At 43.0% G+C, this 23,485-nt stretch carries 22 protein-coding genes; 7 read left to right on the top strand and 15 right to left on the bottom strand.

The annotated features are described in order from the left end of the window. Positions 1 to 3 precede the first annotated feature (3 nt). Entirely contained in the window at positions 4 to 828 is an 825-nt protein-coding gene (locus C900_RS20700; protein WP_009582159.1) for an alpha/beta hydrolase, read from the bottom strand. A 95-nt stretch (positions 829 to 923) separates the two neighbouring features. Between C900_RS20700 and C900_RS20695 the strand changes: the two genes are divergently transcribed. Both C900_RS20695 and C900_RS31070 read left to right on the top strand, forming a co-directional pair. Next, positions 924 to 1,154: a DUF433 domain-containing protein gene (locus C900_RS20695; RefSeq protein ID WP_009582158.1), complete on the top strand. Its 231-nt coding sequence runs from the start codon at positions 924 to 926 to the stop codon at positions 1,152 to 1,154. Continuing rightward, positions 1,155 to 1,421: a DUF5615 family PIN-like protein gene (locus tag C900_RS31070; protein ID WP_009582157.1), complete on the top strand. Its 267-nt coding sequence runs from the start codon at positions 1,155 to 1,157 to the stop codon at positions 1,419 to 1,421. It abuts the gene before it with no gap. Here the strand turns inward: C900_RS31070 and nadB are convergent. The 11 genes from nadB to rpsT form a co-directional block, all read right to left on the bottom strand. After that, positions 1,391 to 2,965 (bottom strand): L-aspartate oxidase, encoded by a 1,575-nt coding sequence (gene nadB / locus C900_RS20685; RefSeq protein ID WP_009582156.1) that lies wholly within the window; start codon positions 2,963 to 2,965, stop codon positions 1,391 to 1,393. The genes C900_RS31070 and nadB overlap by 31 nt on opposite strands. 7 nt (positions 2,966 to 2,972) lie before the next feature. Further along, positions 2,973 to 3,977: a quinolinate synthase NadA gene (gene nadA / locus C900_RS20680; RefSeq protein ID WP_009582155.1), complete on the bottom strand. Its 1,005-nt coding sequence runs from the start codon at positions 3,975 to 3,977 to the stop codon at positions 2,973 to 2,975. 166 nt (positions 3,978 to 4,143) lie between these two features. Continuing rightward, positions 4,144 to 5,904 (bottom strand): SpoIIE family protein phosphatase, encoded by a 1,761-nt coding sequence (locus C900_RS20675; RefSeq protein WP_009582154.1) that lies wholly within the window; start codon positions 5,902 to 5,904, stop codon positions 4,144 to 4,146. Positions 5,905 to 6,449: 545 nt separating this feature from the next. Then, positions 6,450 to 8,015, bottom strand: coding sequence for a ribonuclease Y (gene rny / locus C900_RS20670; protein WP_009582153.1), 1,566 nt, complete (start codon positions 8,013 to 8,015; stop codon positions 6,450 to 6,452). 193 nt (positions 8,016 to 8,208) lie between these two features. Next, positions 8,209 to 8,493 (bottom strand): cell division protein ZapA, encoded by a 285-nt coding sequence (locus C900_RS20665; RefSeq protein WP_009582151.1) that lies wholly within the window; start codon positions 8,491 to 8,493, stop codon positions 8,209 to 8,211. A gap of 11 nt (positions 8,494 to 8,504) precedes the next feature. Next, positions 8,505 to 8,801 (bottom strand): hypothetical protein, encoded by a 297-nt coding sequence (locus C900_RS20660; protein ID WP_009582150.1) that lies wholly within the window; start codon positions 8,799 to 8,801, stop codon positions 8,505 to 8,507. Positions 8,802 to 8,855: 54 nt separating this feature from the next. Next, entirely contained in the window at positions 8,856 to 11,273 is a 2,418-nt protein-coding gene (pheT, locus tag C900_RS20655) for a phenylalanine--tRNA ligase subunit beta (protein WP_009582149.1), read from the bottom strand. A 303-nt stretch (positions 11,274 to 11,576) separates the two neighbouring features. Further along, the gene (locus C900_RS20650; protein ID WP_009582148.1) at positions 11,577 to 12,221 is read right to left on the bottom strand and encodes a dioxygenase family protein; all 645 of its coding nucleotides are present in this window, start codon (positions 12,219 to 12,221) and stop codon (positions 11,577 to 11,579) included. Positions 12,222 to 12,411: 190 nt separating this feature from the next. After that, positions 12,412 to 13,014, bottom strand: coding sequence for a DUF1684 domain-containing protein (locus C900_RS20645; RefSeq protein ID WP_009582147.1), 603 nt, complete (start codon positions 13,012 to 13,014; stop codon positions 12,412 to 12,414). Between the two features lie 3 nt (positions 13,015 to 13,017). Beyond that, complete coding sequence (gene radC, locus C900_RS20640) at positions 13,018 to 13,716, bottom strand: RadC family protein (RefSeq protein WP_009582146.1); 699 nt, start codon at positions 13,714 to 13,716, stop codon at positions 13,018 to 13,020. A 416-nt stretch (positions 13,717 to 14,132) separates the two neighbouring features. Then, the gene (gene rpsT / locus C900_RS20635; protein ID WP_009582145.1) at positions 14,133 to 14,384 is read right to left on the bottom strand and encodes a 30S ribosomal protein S20; all 252 of its coding nucleotides are present in this window, start codon (positions 14,382 to 14,384) and stop codon (positions 14,133 to 14,135) included. Positions 14,385 to 14,584: 200 nt separating this feature from the next. Between rpsT and C900_RS20630 the strand changes: the two genes are divergently transcribed. Then, positions 14,585 to 15,499, top strand: coding sequence for a zinc dependent phospholipase C family protein (locus C900_RS20630; RefSeq protein ID WP_009582143.1), 915 nt, complete (start codon positions 14,585 to 14,587; stop codon positions 15,497 to 15,499). 17 nt (positions 15,500 to 15,516) lie between these two features. Here the strand turns inward: C900_RS20630 and C900_RS28750 are convergent, their stop codons facing one another. Then, on the bottom strand, positions 15,517 to 16,542 hold the full coding sequence (locus C900_RS28750) for an SRPBCC family protein (RefSeq protein WP_051052931.1): 1,026 nt from the start codon (positions 16,540 to 16,542) through the stop codon (positions 15,517 to 15,519). A 126-nt stretch (positions 16,543 to 16,668) separates the two neighbouring features. On the opposite strand from C900_RS28750, the gene C900_RS20620 reads away from it, so the two are divergent. Then, a complete protein-coding gene (locus tag C900_RS20620) occupies positions 16,669 to 17,133 on the top strand; it encodes a DUF4199 domain-containing protein (protein WP_040497205.1) in 465 nt (154 codons plus the stop codon). Positions 17,134 to 17,210: 77 nt separating this feature from the next. Next, a complete protein-coding gene (locus tag C900_RS20615; protein ID WP_009582140.1) occupies positions 17,211 to 19,085 on the top strand; it encodes an ABC-F family ATP-binding cassette domain-containing protein in 1,875 nt (624 codons plus the stop codon). Positions 19,086 to 19,286: 201 nt separating this feature from the next. Here C900_RS20615 and C900_RS20610 read toward each other — a convergent pair whose 3' ends face one another. Beyond that, on the bottom strand, positions 19,287 to 20,756 hold the full coding sequence (locus C900_RS20610) for a S8 family serine peptidase (protein ID WP_009582139.1): 1,470 nt from the start codon (positions 20,754 to 20,756) through the stop codon (positions 19,287 to 19,289). Between the two features lie 321 nt (positions 20,757 to 21,077). Here C900_RS20610 and C900_RS20605 point away from each other — a divergent pair, with 321 nt between their 5' ends. Then, positions 21,078 to 22,370 carry an aminopeptidase P family protein gene (locus tag C900_RS20605; RefSeq protein ID WP_009582138.1) on the top strand — a complete coding sequence of 431 codons (1,293 nt, stop codon included), beginning with the start codon at positions 21,078 to 21,080 and terminating at the stop codon, positions 22,368 to 22,370. 348 nt (positions 22,371 to 22,718) lie between these two features. Here the strand turns inward: C900_RS20605 and C900_RS20600 are convergent, their stop codons facing one another. After that, the gene (locus C900_RS20600; protein ID WP_040497204.1) at positions 22,719 to 22,931 is read right to left on the bottom strand and encodes a hypothetical protein; all 213 of its coding nucleotides are present in this window, start codon (positions 22,929 to 22,931) and stop codon (positions 22,719 to 22,721) included. Positions 22,932 to 22,986: 55 nt separating this feature from the next. Here C900_RS20600 and C900_RS20595 point away from each other — a divergent pair, with 55 nt between their 5' ends. Further along, positions 22,987 to 23,415, top strand: coding sequence for a RidA family protein (locus C900_RS20595; RefSeq protein WP_040497203.1), 429 nt, complete (start codon positions 22,987 to 22,989; stop codon positions 23,413 to 23,415). Positions 23,416 to 23,485 lie beyond the last annotated feature (70 nt).

The following is a 23,485-nucleotide window of genomic DNA, read 5'->3' as shown; positions in this document are numbered from 1 at the left end:
AGTTCAACTATGCTGCTTTAGCCAGTCTATAATGGTGTGTATCACTTTTTCTTTATCAATCTCGTTGTGTGTTTCATGATACATGCCATCCCAGGGCTTATACTGAGCACTTGCCCTGTCAGCAAACCGCGCGGAGGCTTCCGGGGAGGTAATGGAGTCTGCAGAGCCGTGCATGACAAGCAGCGGTATTTCTACAGTTGTGGCATGATCTAACGCCCATTGGCCCGCTTCGGTAATGGCAAAGTACATCTCCGTTGTTATTTTGTCATTCACCAAAGGATCATTATTATAAGCCTTGCCTACTGATTTATCGGTAGACAGATGATCAGGGTTCAGTCCGTTGGATTCCGAATATTTCGGGTATATTTTCCGCATTGCCTTTCCCACAGCCACTTTCAACTGTGGAGGATCGAAACGAAGTTTGAACCATGCAGAAGTAACTACTGCAGAACGTACTGCGGTAGGGCGATCGATTAGCAGATAATTGCTGACAATGTTGCCGCCCATGCTGTGTCCGTACAAGTGGATCGGTATGTTGGGAAACCTGCCACTGATGTACTTAATAAACAACCGCAGATCTTGTAGCAAGTGATCGTACGAAGGGGTGTGTCCCCGTTTTCCCTGCGACTTGCCATGCCCTCTCAAGTCAATGGCTGTCAATGCCATATTTACCTTGTTGAAAGCCACAGCTACATGCTCATACCGGCCAATATGCTCACCAAAGCCATGCACCAGGCAGGTGATCGACTCTGGTTGATTGTCAGGTAGCCATATTGTCCCTTTAAGCCGGAGGCCATCGGTTGTATATAATTCAAATAGTTCAGACATATTAGTGATAAAGGTAACAGAATTGTTGTTTGAAATGAAGGTTATTAACAGTTAGTGCTATATCGCTTCTTTTAATTAATTTGTATATTTACAGTATGAATTCAAATATCAGCAGAATCACGATTGACCCCTCTGTTTGCCATGGAAAGCCTGTGGTTAGAGGTATGAGATGGCCTGTTGAGGTTATTCCGGATATGCTGAGTTCAGGTATGGCTATTGAAGAAATCCTAGAGGATCATCCGGAGTTGGAAAAAGATGATATAATGGCATGTTTAAATTATGCCCGACTTTCAGTGTCTGGGCAAACATATAATATTGCACAGTAAATGAATTTTCTGTGTGATGTTCATATCCCCAAGAAGCTTTCCAAACGACTCAATGAACTAGGTTTTTTATCGCAGCATGTTAATGATATTTTGGATAAGTGGTACACCAAAGATTCACGGATTTCTGAATATGCAGATGCTAATGATTTAATTTTGATCACTAAAGATCAGGATTTTAGAAATAGTTTTTTACTCAATCATAAGCCCAGAAAACCTCAGCTCTCACCCCTCAGCCCTCACCTCTCAGCCCCTATATCAACATTATAAAAAGTCCCTCTGTTCTCTTTCTGTTCAATTGACTGCTTCACGATCAGGTAAGCAACATTAATGAGATTGCGCAATTCACAAAGTTGAGGAGACAGGGTAGTGGTTTTGTATAGCCTTTCTGTTTCCTGATGTATGATCTCTAGCCGGTTTAGTGCACGCTGCAGCCGTTCATTGGAGCGAACAATGCTCACATAGTCGCTCATAATATTTTTCACCTCTGTACGGTTGTGATTGATCAGCACCCACTCGCGGGGCTGTGTGGTACCCGCAGCCTGCCACTCCGGGATGTTCTCCATGTGAGATAATGTAGAAGCCTTTTGAATCACATCAAGATAACAACGATGTGCAAATATCAATGCCTCCAGCAGTGAATTAGACGCCAGGCGGTTCGCACCATGTAATCCGGTGCAGGCTATTTCGCCACAGCAATATAGGTTATCGATATTAGTACGACCCCATTCATCTGTTTTCACTCCACCACAAACGTAGTGTGCAGCCGGAGCTACAGGTATCATATCTTTTGCTACGTCAATATCCAACGACAGGCATTTTTGATAAATATTTGGGAAATGCTCTTTAAACTCCTCGATATCCAGATGCCTGCAATCCAAAAAGACACACGGGTCGCCACTGGCCTTCATTTCAGAGTCGATGGCACGGGCCACAATGTCGCGCGATGCCAGCGACCCCCGTTCGTCATACTTTTCCATGAAGGTTTTGCCATTTCTTGTTTTTAAGATGGCGCCAAACCCACGAACGGCTTCTGAAATGAGAAAGGCTGTTTCCCCGGGATTGCCGTATAGCGCTGTGGGGTGAAACTGCACAAATTGCATATTTTCAAGCAGCGCTTTAGCACGATAGGCCATTGCTATACCGTCACCGGTAGCCACGGCTGGGTTGGTGGTGAGTTGGTACACCTGCCCGATACCTCCCGATGCCAAAATAGTGGTTTTGGCAATGTATGTTTCAATTTTGTGAGTTTTCAGGTCCAGGGAATAAGCCCCAAAACATTTGATATCTGTGCTTTTCTTAGTCACAACTTCACCCAGGTGGTGTTGTGTGATCAGATCTACAGCAAAATGGTGCTCCAGAATATGTACGTTGGACAACCTATGCGCTTCATCCAGCAGCGTGCTTTGTATCTTAAATCCGGTCACATCTTTATAGTGGAGTATCCTGCGGGCGGAGTGGGCGCCCTCCATACCCAAATGGTAGCTGCCATCGGGGCTTCTGTCAAATTCAGCACCAAGATCTATGATTTCCTGTAGCCGGAACGGGCCTTCCTTCACTACCAGGTCAACGATATATTCATCACACAATCCATCACCGGCTATGAGCGTGTCCTTTTTGTGCTTATCAAAATCGTCATTGAGCAGATCAGTAACCACAGCTATGCCACCTTGGGCATAACGGGTATTGCTTTCATTTACACTATCTTTGGTGATAACAGTGATCTGCTGATCCGGGAAATGACGGGCCATCTTCACTGCAAAGCTCAGGCCCGCCAGGCCTGAACCTATAACCAGAAAGTCAGTTTTTTGCATAGCTGACCTATGATAGCTCCAGCATTCTCTGGATTGGTTTTAATGCATTTTTGATAATATCTTCAGGGAGAGTGATCTCCGGCTCTTCGTATTTCATACACAGATATAGCTTTTGCAAGGTGTTCATCTTCATGTAACCGCATTCACTGCAAGAGCATTTATTTTCTGCATAGGCTGGAGCGGCAATGATCTTTTTATGAGGTACCTCTCTGCTCATCTGGTGCAGTATCCCCGCTTCTGTGGCTACTATGAACTCTTCTGCAGGATCGTTCTTTACAAAATCGATGAGCTTAGAGGTAGAGCCAATAAAACTGGCTACCTTTAAAATATGACTTTCTGATTCAGGATGAGCAATTATTTTTGCTGTAGGATGCTCTTTGTGAGCGGCCAATAGCTTGTCAATACTGAATGCTTCATGTACCATGCACGCGCCATCCCATAGCAGCATATCTCTGCCGGTAACTTTCATCAGGTATTTTCCCAGGTTAGCATCCGGAGCAAATATGATGGGTTTATCAGCCGGTATGGAGTTGATGATCTTCACTGCATTGGAACTGGTGCAGACTATATCACTCATTGTTTTTATCTCGGCGGAACAGTTGACATAGGTCACCACCACATGGTCAGGATGTTGTTTAATAAATTCTCCAAATTTATCCGGAGGACAAGAGTCTGCTAAAGAACAACCTGCATTAAGGTCAGGTAGGATCACCTTCTTATCAGGGCTCAATACTTTGGCTGTTTCCCCCATGAAATGAACACCCGCGAATACTATAATATCAGCATTTGTATCGGCAGCTTGTTGTGCAAGACCAAGGCTGTCGCCTACATAGTCGGCAATATCCTGTATCTCAGGAAACTGATAATAGTGGGCCAGAATTACGGCATTTTTTTCCTTTCGTAACTTATTGATCTCTGCTATCAGATCAGTACCAGGACTCACCGGTAAATCCAGGAATCCCTTGCTGCCTAATTGTCGTCTTGCTTTCTCTTTCTCCTCAGTAGTGACCATTCTTATTGGCTGTTAGTGAATTTGCGGTGGAAAGTTATTAATCTTTTGTTATTTTTCTATAAACTAATAGCTATAACATGCCTGTTTCTGGTGAAAAATGCGGATTTGATCTTTTTAGTTCATTATCAACCGGCCACTAACAAGAATAAATAAAAGGTAGACAGCTCTAAATATCGATCCTAAAGCCGATTACCAATATATCGTCAATTTGCCTGCCATCTCCTTTCCATTCATAAAATGATTTATCCAGGCGAGCTTTTTGCTCTTCCAGTGGCAACTGATGGATATCATATAGGAGTTGTTTGAAGCGCTTAGACATAAATTTCATATTATCTAGACCTCCGAACTGATCCACATAACCATCAGAAAAAATATATACTGTTGTGGGCTGATCAATTTTTATTTTATGTTGAGTAAAGCGAGTTTCTTTTCCCTTTTTGCCGCCACCGATGCTATGAACATCGCCTTTAATGTGATGCAGTTCGTTATTTTGTATGTACACCAAGGGGTTTTTTGCTCCCGAAAATTCCAGTATTTTTTCGTTACGTTTTATCAGGCAAAGGGCCATATCCATACCATCTCTATTGCCGGTTTCTTCCTGTCTGAGCGCTGAGGTAATATCATGATGAAGGTTTTCCAATATCTGATCAGTTTTATTGATCCCCCTGTTTACTATACCATTTAGGGCATTCATTCCTATCATCGACATAAATGCTCCTGGCACGCCATGGCCCGTACAGTCAACCGCGGCAATACCAAAGTTACTGACTTCACCGGGCTGGTCACCCGGGAGCTCGGAAAACCAGTAGAAGTCGCCACTTACAATATCACGGGGTTTGAACAGCACGAAATGATCCGGCAATAATTCTCCGATATTTTCAAGGTGAGGCAGCATAGCTTGTTGTATACGCTGGGCATAGTTAATACTGCTGGTGATATTCAGATTTTGCTGATGGATCTTTTTATTCGTCTTTATTTTCCTTCTATAATCAATAAATATCACAAAAATCAAAGCACCCGCGAGTGCAACGCCTCCGATAAGCGAATTTCTCAACAACCTCTCATTTTGGATCCTGGCATTTTGCTCTTTCACCGTCATGTCGCTCAATTCTTTTTCCGTGTTAAGCAGGTTGATCTGTAGTTGCTGCTTTTCACTTAGCTCTTGCGCTTCCTTGAGAGAGTCCTCTACCTTTTGAAGTTCTTGTGACTGTTCCAGCAATTCAGACTCTTTGATACCGAGGGCACGCTCGGTTGCTATTTTTTCGGCTTCCACAACACCGATACGCTCCTCCATTTTGCTGAGTTGTCTTTCACGATTGCTCTCACTTTCCATTAAGGAATAGTGGCTGAAATATTCATTTGATTTAGCACCGTTACCCAGTTGTTTATGATACTCGGCAAGCAGGTTATAGCAATATTGCCGTGATTCCCTTTGGCTATGCCGGATATAAATGCTTAAAGCTTCTTCAAGTGGCTCTATCGCACGCTTATGGCGCTGCAGGGCGGCATAGCATTGGGCAATACCTATTGAGTTATCGGCCATTGCCAGTTCGTCTTTTTGCTTTTCAGCAAGTTTATAACTCTTTCTGAATTGCTTTATGGCATCGTTGTACTCCCTCAGATCATGATGGATCAATCCTAATGTATAATAAGCCGATTGGCTAATACCGGAGTTATTTATTTTTTCGCTATAGGATAATGTAACCATCAGTTCTTTAGCAGCCTCCTTTAATTCTCCGGATTTAAAATATAAGCGAGCGATCTCGTAAGAGTAAGCGGCAGCCTTTTGCAGATCATTTGTCTGAATCGCCTCGTGAAGCTTTTCTTTATAGCTCTCTATGCCTTCCTGTGTACTATTTTGAGCGGTCGAATAAAAGGAAAGGGAAAGCGTGGTGAGAAAAAATAGAATGGAATAAATGAGCTTCATCAAATGCTATATGAACAAGTAAAAAATAGATCTAAAAACCTGTAACTCAAAAACAAATAGCTTAAAAATAAGCTGAAAAGTTATATAAAATTTTCCAAATACCAGTATCTGAAGACAATATATTGCGGGCAATGGAGACAGGTAAGGCCGAAATACCGGAGGGCACTTTGGAATTTGGAACAATATGCCGGATTGGATGAGTGTTTCCGTAAAGCACGTCACATCCGGTGAAAGACGGGCGTAAGTCCTAAGGCTGATGTGTTGTTATTGGTCAATTGGTTGAGTTATTGAAAGCCAACTGCTTTTGATTACTGCCGGATGGATTATGCTGTTTGGTCAGTTTTTAGTTCACTCTTTAAATAAAAGTGAACCGAAAACCAACAGAGAACAGAGAACCGAAGGTTACTTTGTGTCTCTAAGAAAACGCCAATGTCTACGTTATGCTTGTTCCAAAAACGCTCTTCCCGACAACTGTAACAACTGTACGGGACTATCACTTTTTGGGACTTGTCCCGCCCTTTTGCGGGAACGTTTTCTTAAAGACACTACTTAGCGTAAGCCACAGATCTCATCTCCCGAATCACCGTTATCTTTATTTGCCCGGGGTACTGCATATCCTTTTCTATTTTCTGTGAGATATCAAATGACAACTGGCTGGCGCGTTCGTCAGATACATTTTCGGCATCTACCATCACACGTAGCTCACGGCCGGCTTGTATGGCATAGCATTTATGCACACCTTCAAAACTCAGGGCAAGTTGCTCCAGCTCTTTCAGTCTCTTGATGTAGCTTTCCATTACCTCTCGCCTCGCGCCTGGTCTGGCTCCTGATACGGCATCACATGCCTGAATAATAGGAGAGATCATGGAGGTCATTTCTATTTCATCATGGTGAGCGCCAATGGCATTGCATACCACAGGGTGTTCCTTGTACTTTTGAGCCAGCTCCATACCTATTATTGCATGGGGTTTTTCCGGCTCATCGGGCCATACCTTACCAATATCGTGCAACAGTCCGGCCCTCTTTGCATGTTTGGGGTTCAGCCCCAGCTCAGATGCCATAGTAGCACAAAGATTGGCCACTTCCCGAGAGTGTTGCAGTAGATTTTGTCCATATGATGACCTGAAACGCATCCTGCCCACCATTTTGATGAGCTCAGGGTGCAGGCCATGGATGCCCAGATCTATTACCGTACGTTCGCCGATCTCAATGATCTCTTCTTCGATGTTTTTCTTTGTTTTGGATACGATCTCTTCAATACGGGCGGGGTGTATCCGGCCATCTACTACCAGCCTGTGTAGCGATAACCTGGCGATCTCTCTTCTAACGGGGTCAAAGCCTGAAATAATGATGGCCTCGGGAGTATCGTCTACAATGATCTCTACGCCTGTAGCGGCTTCAAGGGCACGGATATTGCGCCCCTCGCGTCCGATGATCTTTCCTTTAATGTCATCACTCTCTATGTTAAATATAGAGACACAGTTTTCAATAGCATGCTCGGTAGCAGTCCTTTGAATTGTTTCCAGTACTATTTTCTTGGCTTGCTTGGTAGCCGACAGTTTTGCTTCTTCAAGAATATCCTTCACAAAGGAAGAGGCCTTGGTTTGAGCTTCGTCTTTCAGCGATTCGATCAACTGTTCTTTAGCCTCATCTGCAGTAAGATTACTTATTTTCTCCAGTATACTAACCTTCTGCTGATTGAACTTGTCCAACTCTGATTTTTTCTTGTTCACCACCTCCAATTGAGTGGTCAGGTTTTCCCTTAGTTCATTGATCTCGGCTTCTTTTCGCTTTACCTGTTCAAATTCTTTGGACAGGTGCTGCTCCTTTTGCTTTAGCTTATTTTCGTTAGAAATGATCTGGTTCTTCTTTCTGGAAGCATCCTCTTCGAATTCCGATTTGAGCTTTAAAAATTTCTCTTTTGCCTCAAGTATCTTGTCCTTCTTAATATTCTCTGCCGAAAGTTCAGCTTCCCTTATGATGCTCTTGGCTTTTTCCTCGAGCTCCTTTTCCTTACCCTCATTGACCTTTTTCATTAAGGCCCTTCCTATGACAATACCAATACCGAGGCCAACAACACCTGCTAGTATTAAAAAGATTGAATCTGCCATTGTTTTATATTTAAAAATATGAAGTGAGGATCAGGCAGAAATGCGGGGGTTGAGGGCATACGGTATGGACGAAATCTCCTTTTGCCAATATATACACCGGGCTTAAAGCCTCTCATTCCTTAATTTCTGAGCAAATACTCACAATTTAAAGATGCAGCAAAAGGTTCATCAGAACCGGAAGAGTAATTGTTACTTATAAAGCTTGATTGATAATATTATTTAAATGATTGACTTTTTCCAGCACACCTTCATCCATGTCGTATTGTTTTTCATCCGTCTCCAGTTTGTCAACCAGACAGTCAAATGCAACCATAGCTAAAAGATCCTGTTTGTCGTCTATCCCAAAGCGTTCCCTGTAAGATCTTATTCTTTCATTAATCTGCTTGCCGGCATTCCTTACCCTTGCCTCATCTTCAGCTTTTACCTTCATCGGGTATTCTCTGTCGGCAATTTTAATTTTTATTGAAAGTTCGTCCATATGGAGCCGTGTTATTTACTTAAGTGTGCAATACACTTATCAATCTCCTTTATATAATCGTCAATTTTCCTCTTCAGTTCAGAAGTATTCCCTTCTCCTGTATCTATTTCGTTTACAATCTTACTAATTTTAATCTTATTTTGAAAGCTACTTATTTGCTGCTCTTTATCTCTTACCAAAGATTTAAGCTCGTCATTTTCGTTTTTGAGCTGGTTAAGCTCCAGCTTTAGGTTCTTATAATCGCCAATAAGCAAGTTAATTTTTCTTTCCAACGATGACAAGTTAGCTTTAAGCTGGTCTTTATTCATTTTTATAATGTTGTTTTCAATTGCAAGTCCGCCAATAATCCTTTGCTTTTAGGGTTATTTTCGGATGAGGGCACCCAGGTTACTTTCAAAAGAAGTCATCAATTTAGTCATAGTTTTGTCGATAACCTTGTCAGTCAGCGTTTTTTCTTTATCCTGGAGGATAAAACTGATGGCATAAGCCTTCTTATCACTGCCAATGTTTTCACCCTCATATACGTCAAAAACATTCATAGACCTCAATAGCCTTTGTTCGTTGTTGAGCGCTATTTTTTTGATGTCTTCGAAACTAACGCTTCTGTCGATAACCAAAGAAAGGTCTCGCCTGACTTCGGGAAATTTAGGCACTTCTTCGAATACTATATTATTATTTGTCTTCTTTAAAAGCAAGTCCCAGTCAATGTCTGCGTAAAATATTTCTTGCTTTAGCCCCATTTTTTTGGTTATAGCAGGCTTTATCTTACCCATTCGCACAAGGATTTTTTCATTTAAAAGCGTATGCAAGCCATAATCAAACGGGTATTCGTGGATCACTTCATTGGCAAATGTTTTATTGAGGAGGCGAGATAATATAAGATTTACCATGTGAGAAAGGTTATGGAAACGTACTTTTCTACTCTTATTGATCCAGTTTTCCCCTTCAATATCACCTGTTATGAAAATGGCCAGTCTTGTGTGTTCCTGATAATCTCCTTCTTTCTGGTGATATATTTTACCAAATTCAAAAAACCTGAGGTTGACCTGCCTCCTGTTGATATTGTGCAAGGCTACTTCCAGGCCGGAGTACAGCATACTTTGCCGGAGTACACCCAGATCTTCGCTTAACTTGTTTAGTATCTCTACACTATGTTTGGCGTCAAGATCTTCAGCCAGCTCCGCGTACCCTGGTTTGGTGAGCGAGTTGGTTAAGATCTCATAATATCCGTTGCTGACCAGCAGCTCTGTAGCGGTTTTCTGGATTTTGTCCTTATCTCTTGTGGGAAATTCCGCAAGGAAGTCGCTTTGTACATGCTCAGGAAGCTCTACATTATTAAAACCGTAGATCCGTAATATTTCTTCTATAACGTCCGCTTCCCGCTGTACATCGACACGATATGGGGGAACTGAAGCTGTAAAGCCTTCTTCTGTTTCATGGCTCACTTCAATGTCCAGCAGATTGAGTATTTCGAAGATCTGTTCCTTGTCAATTTGCTTGCCGATCAGGCGATCTATGTTTTTGAATTTAACCTTCACCTCAGAACTTACAATTTTCTCAGGATAGATATCAACAATACCAGAACTGATTTTGCCCCCTGTGAGCGACTGGATTAATAATGCGGCTCTTTTGAGAGCATAAATAGTAATATGCGGATCAGTACCCCGTTCATAACGAAACGAGGCATCTGTTTTTAGTTGATGGTGCTGAGCGGTTTTGCGGATATAATCAGGTGAAAAATACGCAGACTCCAGGAAGATGGTTTTTGTAGATTCATTTACTCCCGATCCTATTCCTCCAAATACACCCCCAATACACATGCCTTCCTCATTGCCATTGCAGATCATCAGGTCATGGTCAGTAAGGGTCCTTTCTTTTTCATCCAGGGTGACGAATTTGGTTCCTTTCGGCAGCGTTTTTACGATCACTTTGTTGCCGGTCACGGCACTGGCATCGTAGGCGTGCAGGGGTTGTCCTAGTTCATGAAGTACGTAATTAGTAGCGTCAACAACATTGTTAATCGGAGTCAACCCTATCGCGGATAGCCGCTGTTTTAGCCAATCAGGAGATTCCCCAACACTTACATCTGTGATGGTGACACCGGAAAATCGTGGGCACGCTTCGAGGTTTTCAACCACTACCTCTATAGGGTGATCTGTAGAGTTAACTTCAAAATTGTCTACATCAGGCCATTGTACATCCTGCTTTAATACGGCCTTCAGGTCCCTGGCTACGCCTATATGAGAAGCCGCATCAGCCCTGTTAGGGGTAAGACCGATCTCGATAATTACATCATCTTTCAGGTTAAAATATTCAGCGGCAGGGGTGCCGTTTGGTAAATCAGTATCCAGCACCATAATCCCTTCATGACTTGTTCCCAGTCCAATTTCATCTTCCGCACAGATCATTCCCTCTGATACTTCGCCCCTGATCTTGGCTTTTTTGATCTGAAATGGTTCGTGCCCGGCAGGATATAAGGTAGCGCCAACAGTGGCTACCACCACCTTTTGTCCTTTGGCTACGTTGGGAGCCCCACAAACGATGGGAGAGGGTGCGTCCGTTCCAATATCTACCGTAGTGACGGATAGTTTATCTGCATTAGGATGTTTCTCGCAGGTGAGCACTTCCCCGATCACAAGACCTTTCAGCCCTCCGGGAACCTGCTCAAAATTTTCCAACCCTTCCACCTCAAGTCCTGTATCAGTTAGTAATTTCCCGATTTCTTCAGGTGATTGGTTGATATTTATATAATCCTTAAGCCAGTTTAAAGATATCTTCATAATAGCACTACGGTATAAAAATGGTAATTGTTATGCGGTGGCAAAATTAAACATTTCCGGCTTTTAAGGATGGTGAAACACAACTTTTTAAGTAAACAAGGAAAATGCAAGGTGCAAAGGGCTATGCGTAGTATAATATCCCGAAGGAATACCTGCAAAATTATAGACCAACCAGGTCTTCCAGGGTTGGTTTAATGGGGAGGAAAATGTGTGGTGTAAGACACTGAGCACTGTGCGGCAGTCAGCGTAAAGACGCCCGCAAACCCGGAAGTACGGACTGATCCGGCTTTTAAGGGGCTTTTGCTATTGGTAACCAGGAATATTCAGCCCGAGAATAATATCTCTTTTGGCGACCCAAAGATCATCTTCCTTAGTTAAGGAGAGGATCCCGGACCCACCTCGTGGTGAAGGATCATTTCGCTCATTTTTAGATAAAAGCGGATCATCATTGAAAAAATAGCTGCTAATATAGTATTCGTTGATGCCAGGCTCCTTCACTACCGGGTGAATGTGAGCGGCCTGAGCCCTGCTTGGGTAAGCGCCAGGTCTGAGCGTGTAAAATGTATACTTTCCATCTTTGCCGGTTTTGATCCATCCGCGAATATAGCCATGCCGTTTGGCCCACCCTTTTTCGTCCCCCCTGGTGGCGTAGATGCCTTGCTGATCGGTGTGGTAGATGTACAAGATTACATTTTCGGCAGGTGTCTGACCATCCTTCTCAAATATGGTTCCGGTGACTTTAAGTTTTGGGCCTTCTTCATGAAAACCAGGTAAGGTGTCAGTAGAGGTCAATATTTTGTTTCCATACTCATAGACCGCCTCACAACCTTCGCAACGGCCACCCACATGTTTCGAAGCGGGTGTTGAAGCTATCTCCTCCTGTTGATACCCCTGTGACTGGCATGCCATGCCGAAAAGGAATAAAAATATAGTGACCAATCTATCCATTATTTTGAGCTTTTGACCTTGAATATAAAATTAACGAATATTTGCACGCTACTGCTGCGTTATCGCCATACAACGGATTGTTCCGTACGGAAGTATGATAGCGCCGGTTGTCGTGGAGTGTTCTGAAACCCTAAAGCTTCAATAATACTTCAGGCTCTGCAGGTTGTGCAGGTGGATGATACGGGATTTGTTAATGATCATAGTTCTTTTCTCCGGCTTTTATGGCTACCTCCAACAGGTTTTCTCTGGGGGGCAAAGGACAGCTATACCCTTCAGTGTATGCACAGTAGGGATTATATGCCTTATTGAAGTCCAGAAGAATACTATTGCTTCCATCATGGGTCACTTCCAGGTACCTGCCTCCTCCATATGTTTCATTAGCGCTGGTTGCATCTCCAAATGCCAGAAAAAGTAACTTCTCTTTTACATTTTCCAGTATAAGTAGCTTTTCCTTGCGTCCGCCTAGCTCGAAATGGGCGTAACCATATTCCAGGTATTCCTTCTCCAGGTTATCACTGGTAGGGAGTTTACGGATCTTTTTGTCAGCAATGGACTCAAAGCGGGCGTTGATCTTATACTTTAGGTCCGGCTCAAAATAGTGCAGGCCGTGATATTGCACATTGTGTTGTACAAAAGGAGATTCCTCCGAATTTCTCATAAAGGAATCCTGCTTTTCACGAGCTTTGATGATGGTCTTTTGATATGCCTCGGGCGACTCGCCATTGAGCGAATAAATAATTATAACAACAATAATCAAAAAAACGCTGGTGTAGATAATCCTGTTTCTGGTCATAATCTATAACATATTTTCGTCTGCAAAGCTAAAATAGCTATTGTCAGTGAAAATAATATGGTCAAGCACAGGGATTTCGAGTAGCCTGCCTGCTTCTTTCATTTTCCGGGTGAGGTTGATGTCTGCCTCACTGGGTCTTAGATTGCCGGACGGGTGGTTGTGTACGAGAATAATACCGCATGCCAACTCTTCCAGAGCGGATTTGAAGATGATCTTTGGGTCGGCAACAGTGCCACTAACACCACCACTGCTTACGAGTTGTTTTTTCATTACAGTGTTACTTCTGTTAAGAAGAAGAGCCCAAAATTCCTCATGCCCAATATCTAAGAGCTCCGGTTTTATGGCCTGATAGGCGTCTTCCGAGCAGGTGATCTTGGGTTTTTTAGCCGATGCAGTCTCTTTTCTTCTCCTGCCTAGCTCCATAGCGCTGACTATGGCGATGGCCTTGGCTTCACCAATACCCCTGAATTTTATCAGGTCCTTTACCGACAGTTTTGCCAACTGGTTGAGGTCATTATGTGTGTGATTGAGGATCTGTTTTGCAACATCAATGGCGCTCATCGAGGCTGTGCCTGAGCTGATCAGAATGCCAATGAGTTCTGCATCGGATAGGGCGGACTTGCCTTTAAGGAGTAACTTTTCTCTTGGACGGTCCTCCTCAGCCCAACTTTTAATGGTTAAATATTCTTTTACCTCTTTCATCTCGGCAAATTAATAAAATTTGTGAAGTTTGTTTTAAAGTTGAGAAAAAAGACAGGAAAGAAATGGATCGAGTAATATTTCTGGGGAGGTGCGTAAGTATTACTGATAACACAAGTTTCTTTGAAATTTCATGCAGATTTGACGTGATCAACAAGCATATTGCAGACTCTCAATATTTTAATGCTTGCAACACCTCACCCACCAAAATCCTGTAGTTCTGCTTTTGAGGTGAGGGCTGATTGCTGAGCAAGTATTTCAGCCTGTAATGGGTGAGGTGAGGTGTCAGGCAGGCTAAACTTTCTCTTGGGTCCCCAATTTTTCTGCCTGATCCAAAGAAAGTGGTGCAGAAACTGGTGGAAACAAAAAAAACTGTCCCTTGAGACAGCTTTTCATCTATATCTATCTATAAAGAATTATTACAGGCTGTTTACCAGCTTAGTAAGTTTAGACTTGTTGTTGGCAGCCTTATTTCTATGAATAATGTTCTTCTTGGCTAATTTATCCAACATCGAAATTACCGTCTTCAATAGTTCCTGGGCTTCCGATTTATCAGTAGTCGTTCTCAACCTTTTAACAAATGTTCTGGTTGTTTTATGCTGGTACTTGTTTCTTAATCTTTTGGCATTATTAGATCTGATTCTCTTTAATGCTGATTTGTGATTTGCCATATCTGATATTTATTCGACTTCTCTTCTATAAAATTTTGAGTGTGCAAAGGTAATGCTAATTCTGTTATTTGCAAAAAGTATGTTGCGAATATTTTTTATAATAAATATGGTTAACTTTACCCGAATAGCTGGTTTTACTTGTTTTGAAGAAATTATTAGTTTCCCTTTTTCTTATTTTAACCTCATCAGCCTCAGCTACCATGTGGGGCTTTTTCGGACATCAGAAGATCAACAGAATGGCGGTTTTTACACTGCCGGTAGAGATGATCGGGTTTTATAAGCATAATATACAGTACCTGACAGAAAACGCTGTGAATCCTGACAGGCGCAGATATGCTGTAGAAGGAGAGGCCCCGTGCCATTACATAGATCTGGATGTATATGGAGACAGCGCTGCATATAAACTCCCCAGGTATTGGAACGATGCAGTCGAGCAATATTCGGAAGATACGTTGCTCGCGTACGGTATTGTGCCCTGGCACGTAAACAGGGTTAAATATCAGCTCACCGATGCCATGAGAGTAGGCGATGTTAGAAATATCCTCCGTTTGTCTGCTGACCTTGGGCATTACATTGCCGATGCCAACGTACCGTTGCACACCACTGAAAATTATGACGGGCAGTTGACGGGGCAGCGAGGCATTCACGGGTTGTGGGAATCTCGCCTTCCGGAATTATTTTCAGAAGATTATGATTTTTTCATTGGCCGGGCCAGCTACATTGAAAACCCTCAATTGGCAATATGGGATGCAGTGGTGCATGCTCATGAGGCATTGGATTCTGTGTTGGCATTTGAGGTTGCCATAACAGAGAAGTTAGGCATAGATAAAAAATATTCCTTCGAAACAAGGGGGAACGTAACTGTAAAGGTCTATTCCCGCGAGTTTTCGCAGAAGTACCACGAAGCTTTGGGTGGAATGGTGGAGCGACAAATGCTGAGGTCTGTAAAGATGGTTGGCGATTTCTGGTACACCTGCTGGATAGATGCAGGCCAGCCGGACCTGGATAAGCTAATTGATTTTGAGTTCACTGAAGAGGAGCTGCAACAACGTAGGCTGGAACTACGAGAATGGAAGGAAAAAAACCACCACTCTCGTAGGCATGAGTCTGATTAGCAGCAGATGGTAATTCGCTATTCCCTTCCAATGGGAAAATATACCTCTGTGATCCATTGCGTAGTGTCCGTCACTTCTTCCGGATCAGTAATATATAGCTCATATGGTTGGCCTATTGCCTGTCGTCTGTTTTTGTCTATGAATATATTCATTTTATCGTATGTAGCAGGAAGTTTTTCATAGCTTCCTTTATGTACTGCTTTCACAGCTTCTCCTCCCAAAGTCGAGTCAACTTTAATATCCTGATGCATAATGGTTGTTCCGCTGCTAACAGGTAGCCCACACACTACCTCTATATCTTCTTCGCCAAGTGATTTATAAACCGCAATAGGAGCCCCTGTTATTTCAGCGCCTGACTCCTCGCTGTACTGCATAAGCCGGCCATACAAGTCGGCCATGGTGGATGATATTACCTCAGAATTAGATGCATCCAACTTAGCCCCCAGGCCAATGTATGTGATGGGTTGCACCTCCACAATAGACACTTCATCATCGCTCGGTAAGGATGGCAGGGACTCTACATGGGTCTTTAGGTTTTCCAAACCGTCTTCAAAGGTTGGCCCCAGCATAGGTTCAATAAACACAGCGCCTATCCAGCGGCTCAAAGGGTTCCACCCATGGTCAGTCTCAAAGCCCCACGTAACTTTTGTGCCTTCACCAGTATTTTCAAAAGTGTAGTATCCAATGGCTGTGTCCTGCTGTCCGAAGTCTAAGTCAGTTGCGATATATTCATTCTCTCTGCTTTCGGTTATAGTTAGCTTCCCTGTGCCGGTGATGTTAGGGTCTCCTTCCCAGGAGTACGATGCGCCCTCTCCTGCTGTTTTATCTGCATAGGTCATTGCCATGGTAGGGTCCATCTCATTCCAGGGTGACCAGTTCGGCCATTTTTTAAGGTCATTGACCTCAGCGAAAATGCTCTCCACAGGAGCATTTATCACTATAGATCGCTCTAACTCAGTCTTGGCAGGTAGGAAAAGAGATATTACCACTGCCAATAAAACAATGGTCAATATCACATAAATAATAATTTTTAGAATCCTCATGGTTTTATTTGTTTGGGTTGATCGTGTCCAATTTATGAAAAATCGCAAACTGAAACAATGGGCCATTACCTTTCAAATGAGCCGGATTTTTGCTAAATTGAAATACACCATCTACTCACCCATACTATGGTTACAAATGCATCTAAAATTGAGACAAAGACCTACATCTCAGAGAGGTATGGTCTTTTTATTGCGTTGGGGCTGATCGCGTTTTTCTTTATTATGAGAATATCCGGGTTGTTATATGTTGTGGAGCTCAGGGTGATGAATATTTTTATTATGATAGCAGGGATACTTACAGCCATAAAAGCTTTGCGCAGGATGAGCCCGGAAGAATTCACTTATTTCAAAGGAATGGGTACAGGCATACTTACCGGTATAGTCGGTTCTGTCCTCTTTGGCTTGTTCATCTTCTTTTATGTATCTTTTCTCGATACAGGTCTTATGCAGAGTATTATTGAAAACGAGCCTATGGGGCGATTTATGAACCCCTATATTGTATCTGTCATTATTGTTGTGGAAGGAATAGCCTCGGCTCTGCTCGTTACTTTTGTGCTCATGAACTATCTGGACCCCACTAAGATGCATTGATATCCGGCAAGCCCGAGCGAGATCAAAACTTTTGAGGACCTCATCTAAAGGCAAAGCAATTTCATTAGCTTTGTGCTATGAACTATTTATCGGTAGACAGAGTGTCTAAGGCATATGGGGCACGGGTGCTTTTTAAAGACATTTCCTTTGGTATTGATCAGGGACAAAAGATAGCGTTGGTAGGTGTAAATGGCAGTGGTAAATCTACATTGCTGAAAATACTGGCCGGACTAGACACCCCGGATTCCGGAGAAGTGGTGGTGGCGAATGATATCAAGCTGACATACCTCGGGCAGCAACCTGATTTCGCCCCTGGCCAAAGTGTATTGGAAGCCGTGCTTGACAGTGATGATGAGGTGCCGGTATTGGTTAAAGCATACGAAAAATGCCTTGCGGAAGCACAAAAGGATGCAAAGGTGGCTGAAAAGATGACCACCCTGATCTCCCGAATGGATGAGTTAGATGCCTGGAATTACGAAGGGCAGGTAAAGGAGATACTCGGGAAGCTTGGGATTGATGATCACCAACAACCGATAGCAGAGCTTTCAGGGGGGCAAAAAAAACGAGTTGGCCTGGCAAAGACGCTGATAGAAAAACCAGATCTTGTCATACTTGATGAACCTACCAACCACCTGGACCTGGATGCTATTGAGTGGCTGGAAGATTACCTGTCTCAAAGCCAGATGGCAATAATAATGGTAACGCACGACCGCTTTTTTTTAGAAAGTGTCACCAACGAGATCATCGAGCTGGATCAGTTTCAGATCTTCAAATACTCAGGTAATTACTCTTATTTTTTGGAAAAGAAAGCGGAACGGGAACAGCAACAACTTGCTGAAAAAGAGAAAGCCAAAAACCTTTACAATAAAGAGCTTGAATGGATCCGCAGGCAGCCCAAAGCTCGCGGTACTAAAGCAAAATACCGTATTGATGCGTTTCAGGAAGTAAAAGAAAAGGCACACCAGAATTTTGAGAAGCAGTCACTTGAATTAGACATCAAAACCAGGCGGCAGGGAGGCAAGATACTTGAGGTGGAGGCTATCTCCAAATCATATGGTGACAAGGTGCTGTTCGAGAATTTTTCATACACTTTCAAAAAAGGGGAGCGGCTGGGGATAGTAGGGAAAAACGGGACAGGGAAATCTACCTTTCTAAACGTACTGACAGGTCAGATAAAACCTGATACCGGTGAGGTGGTAAAAGGCGATACCATAGTGATGGGATACTACCGCCAAAGAGAGCCGGAGTTTAAAGCGGGGCAGAAAGTAATAGATGTAGTTCAAAGTATAGCTGAAGTAATCACCCTGTCGGATGGTAAGACTATAACAGCATCAAAATTTCTTAGCATGTTCAATTTTTCCCCTCCGGCTCAGTACGATTATGTCGATAACCTGAGTGGGGGTGAAAAAAGGAGGCTTCAACTGCTGTGTGTGCTGGTGCAGAATCCGAATTTCCTCATTCTGGATGAGCCTACTAATGATCTTGACCTGATCACTTTAAGAACACTGGAAGATTTCTTAAGCCAATTTCAGGGGTGTCTGATCATAGTATCTCACGACAGGTACTTTATGGACCGCCTGGTCGATCACCTTTTTGTATTTGACGAAGGAAAAGCAGTGCAGGACTTCACGGGTAACTACTCTGTATATCGTGAGCATATACGGGCACAGGATGCACAAAAAGTTGAGCAATCAAAAACTGTTCAGCCAAAGGTAGAGAAGGTGAAGGTAGAAGGTCAGCGCAAGATGTCATATAAGGAAAAGCGGGAATTTGAGTCTCTGGAAGTAGAACTGGACGAGCTGGCAAAGAAAAAAGCGGAATTGCTTGAACATCTCAATTCCGGTGAACAGGACCATACGAAGCTGAGTGAATGGGCCGGAGCTCTAAAAAAGACAGAAGAAGCAATTGATGAAAGGGAAATGAGGTGGCTTGAATTGTCTGAACTAGGCTAGTTTAGTTCTCAGTTCTTCAGATCATCCTTATGGATTGGTGTCACCACAATCACCTCAATGGCAAGAGTGGAGGTACGAATAACTGAGAAACTGAGCACCGAAAACTAAACGACAAACCAGAAACCAGAAACAGGAAACCAGAAACCAGAAACTGTAAACTGGGAACTGGGAACTCAGAACTGAAAACTCAGAACTGAAAACTCACGGCCATATTATCTCATACACTTTTTCCGGGCTGGCTACTGTGGTATACACAGCATTTGCCGGGCGAGTGACCTCAATATTGTTTTTGCCTGTCTTAATGGTTTGCTGAGCAATAACGTGGTGCTGGTCTTTTTTGTGAAAAGCGACAATATTATTACCCGTTAGAGGTAGCGTTACTTTGTGAGATATGGCGAGAACTTGTTCGGTTGGCACATGGCTTTTGTGCCCTCCTAATAACCCAAGCACTCGCCTGGCATCAGGTACGCCATAACCAACATAGTTGTTGGGGTATCTGTATAAATGTCCCGATTGTTTGATCAGATCCACAACTTCCCGGCCTGAAAGATCAGGCGCAGCTTGTAAGATGCCGGCTATAAGCCCGGTGATGATCGGGGCGGAAAAAGAAGTACCATATGACGAATAACAGGAAATCTCTGGTTTAATATAAGGAAGGCCTTCCGGGCCTGTGGAGCTATAATGCTGTTTCCTCCACGTTGAAAAACCGGTAGCTCCCACAGAAAGAATACCTTCCGCATCAGCCGGTATCGAGATGATCTCAAAATCATTAATCCCGTCATTTCCTGCTGAAATAACCAGGATCATGTCCTTCTTCAGGGCAGCAATGGTAGCAGCTTGTGTTATTGCCGAAGTCTGACCATCGACATCCTGTGGGGTATAGTTTTCCAGGGGATCATCATAACCATTGGAGTAGCCAAGTGAAGAGTTTACCAGCTTTACTCCCTGATCATGCATCCATTCCAGTGCTGCTATCCAATGGTCTTCTTCTCCTCGGTATTCTTTGTCTCCCTGGTCCGTTCGCGCCAGGTAATAATCGGATTGAGACGCTAGACCATGGTATTTATTGGAACTCCTGTCGTACCCGCCTGTTAATGCCCACACAGCAGTGCCGTGATCATCATCGTGTTTCTTTGTGCCCGTAAAAGGATCCTGAATGTCTTTTTCTATGAAGTTTCTATAGGCCAGTAACCTGCCGCTATCAATAATTGGCTTTAGCCGGTCATCCTCATCGGCCCTTAAAAAGCCACCATCTATCAGACCTATCTTAATACCTTTTCCAGAGAGTCCAAGGTTAATAAGTGTATCCGCATTGATCTGCTTTAGAGCCAGATTAGTATCATACGTCTTCTTATAAACAGAAAGAACCCTGATCTCTCGCCTGACCGGAGATATTTTTTTGACAAACCCCAGATGATTGAGTGCAAGTTGTTGCTCTTCGGTTAGCAATGCCGTTACAGCATTAAGCCATTTTGACTTCTGTATTACATGCAGGTTTAATTGCTGCAGGCTATCCAGGAAAACCTGATTTATCGCCCGGTCATAATAATCTCCTTCAGCCGTGTAATCTGTTTTTGTTTTGTCGTTAAAATATATCCAGTATTTTTGTTGCGCAACGGAAGTGGTGCAAAAAAGCAGAATAAGCGCTATATTGAGTAAGAATTTCTTCATCTATTAAAACTACACATTTTAAACGTCAAAAGTTTTACCTGCTATGAAATGACCATAAAGCAAAGTCATAGCAGGTCGGGATGAATGATAAGAAGTAGCAAAAACGGGGTGAGTAATAGTCGAGAGTCTTCAGTGATGTACTTTGGTCTTCAGATTATCTCAATACTCAATACTAATATCTCAATACTAAATATATACAGATGAAATAGTCATGAGGAACCAACCGACATAAATGAATAAACAAAGAAAGTACGGTTGAACAGGACCAAACGCCTGAACTTTGACTATTCCATGTGATCGTTGAAATTAAATTGCATGCACATGAAATACAGTCCATTAGGAAAGGAACTCTATATTGAAAACAGAAGGCGATTAGTCAAGGAGTTGAAACCTAATTCGTTGGTATTATTTAATTCCAATGATATACTTCCTACAAATGCTGATGGTACCATGCCTTTCAGGCAGAACAACGACTTGTATTATCTTTCCGGTATTGATCAGGAGGAGAGCATATTGGTGGTCTATCCTGATTTTCATGATAAAAAGCTCCGTGAAGTACTCTTTCTCAAAGGAACCAATGAAAATATAGCCATTTGGGAGGGGCATAAGTATACTAAAGAGGAAGCTTTCCAAATCTCAGGGATCGGTAGTATTTACTGGTTGTCTCAGTTTAACAGCACTTTTAATATACTGATGGCCGAGGCCGAGCATGTTTACCTGAATACAAATGAACATATCAGGGCGGACGCAGAGGTAGAGACAAGAGATATGCGATTCATTAAATGGTGCAGGGAGAAGTATCCGTTACATAAATATGAACGTATTGCTCCCGTGATGCATGGTTTACGGGCTATAAAGTCGGCTCAGGAAGTGGAGGCATTGCAAATAGCTTGTGATATTACTGAAAAGGGCTTTCGAAGGGTGCTCGAGTTTGTGAAACCGGGCGTAATGGAATATGAAGTTGAAGCCGAGTACATCCATGAGTTTATCAGAAACCGATCCAGGGGCTTTGCCTATACCCCAATTGTAGCTTCAGGGTTTAACGCTTGTGTGCTTCACTATATAGAAAATAGCCGTGCATGCAAAGACGGAGAAATATTATTGATGGACGTAGGAGCCGAATACGCCAACTACAATGCAGACATGACCCGCTCCATCCCTGTCGGTGGTAAGTTTGCCAAAAGGCAGAAAGATGTGTATAACGCAGTCTTACGCGTGCAGCGTGAGGCTATGAAGATGCTGACCCCGGGAAACACCATTCCCGAATATCATAAAGAAGTAGGCAAGGTGATGGAGAGTGAACTGCTGGGACTCAAGTTACTTGATAAAACAGACATCAAGAATCAAAATTCCGATAATCCGGCCTATCGTAAGTATTTTATGCATGGCACTTCCCACCATCTGGGGTTGGATGTGCATGATGTGGGAAATATTTACGAAAAAATGCAGCCGGGTATGGTGTTTACTGTTGAGCCCGGTATTTATATTCGGGAAGAAAACCTGGGTATTCGACTTGAAAATAATGTTGTGATCACTGATGATGGCTTATTTGACCTGATGCAAAACATCCCTATTGAGGCTGATGAGATAGAGGACCTGATGGCCCGGGGTTAAACCCGTTGGGACGGTGGAAAAATATCGAAGTCGGCAGTAGACAAGTGGAACCTTAAGTCAAAGCTGAAACTCTAAACGTCAAACACATATTAGTAGGCAAAAAGAAGCCGGAAGTAAGAAGCACGGATAGCCGCAAGCTTTGAGCTTCAAGCAAAATATCAATCATCAAGTCAAAGCAGCAACAAGCCTCCAGCCTCAAGAAACAAGGAACCAGAAACTGTGAACTGAGAAACTAGAAAAACATCAAACATCAAACATCAAGCTTTGAGCAGCAAGCTTCAAGCTGACCGAAGCCCACAACCAGCAACCAGAAATTTGAGGATAATTTTCCCCGGTCACGGAGAAGTTTTACGCTTTGATCTCTGTTCGGAGCTCAGCTATCTGCTCTTCTTCCGTATCATCTTTTTTCCAGTTGCGGCTCGATAAATATACGCTCTGACAGGGTCTGAATATTTTTGTATTTATCCATTTTGCCAGTTTTGGGGCCTTTTCTCTGGCGAACCTTACCATGATAAATAAGGCTATTGCTGAATATATAATAGTTAAAATAGTTACAAACATTGTTTTTCTTAATTTAGTCGTATTATCAAATATTCAAACAAAGTACCAAGTGAAAATGAGTGATAAAAAAGAGATACTTAATTCTGATAAAGCGCCTGAACCGGTAGGCTTATATCCACATGCCCGCAGGGTTGGCAACCTTTTGTTTTTATCCGGTGTAGGTCCCAGGAAGCGGGGAAGCAAGGAAATACCGGGTGTCACGCTGGACCATCTGGGTAATATTGCCGCCTATGATATTGAAGCTCAGTGCCATTCGGTATTCGAAAATGTAAGACATGTGCTGGAGGCTTCGGGGTCAAGCTGGGATAAGTTGGTGGACGTTACCGTATTCCTGACGAATATGCAGGACGATTTCAAGACTTATAATGAGGTATATGCCCGGTATTTTAAAGATAACCAGCCATGTAGAACAACAGTGGAAGTAAATGCCCTGCCCACCCCTATCGCCATTGAGTTGAAATGTATAGCAGTGGTAGATGGTTAGCTGTTTTCCATTCTCCCTTCTTAGTTAATACAAAGACCACAGAGATTATCTCCCTGTGGTCTCTGTTTCT

This window comes from Fulvivirga imtechensis AK7 (genome assembly GCF_000331535.1).
In the GTDB taxonomy this organism is placed as follows: domain Bacteria; phylum Bacteroidota; class Bacteroidia; order Cytophagales; family Cyclobacteriaceae; genus Fulvivirga; species Fulvivirga imtechensis.
The sequence above is the reverse complement of the archived record's forward strand: the minus strand, read 5'-3'. Positions and strand labels throughout refer to the sequence as shown.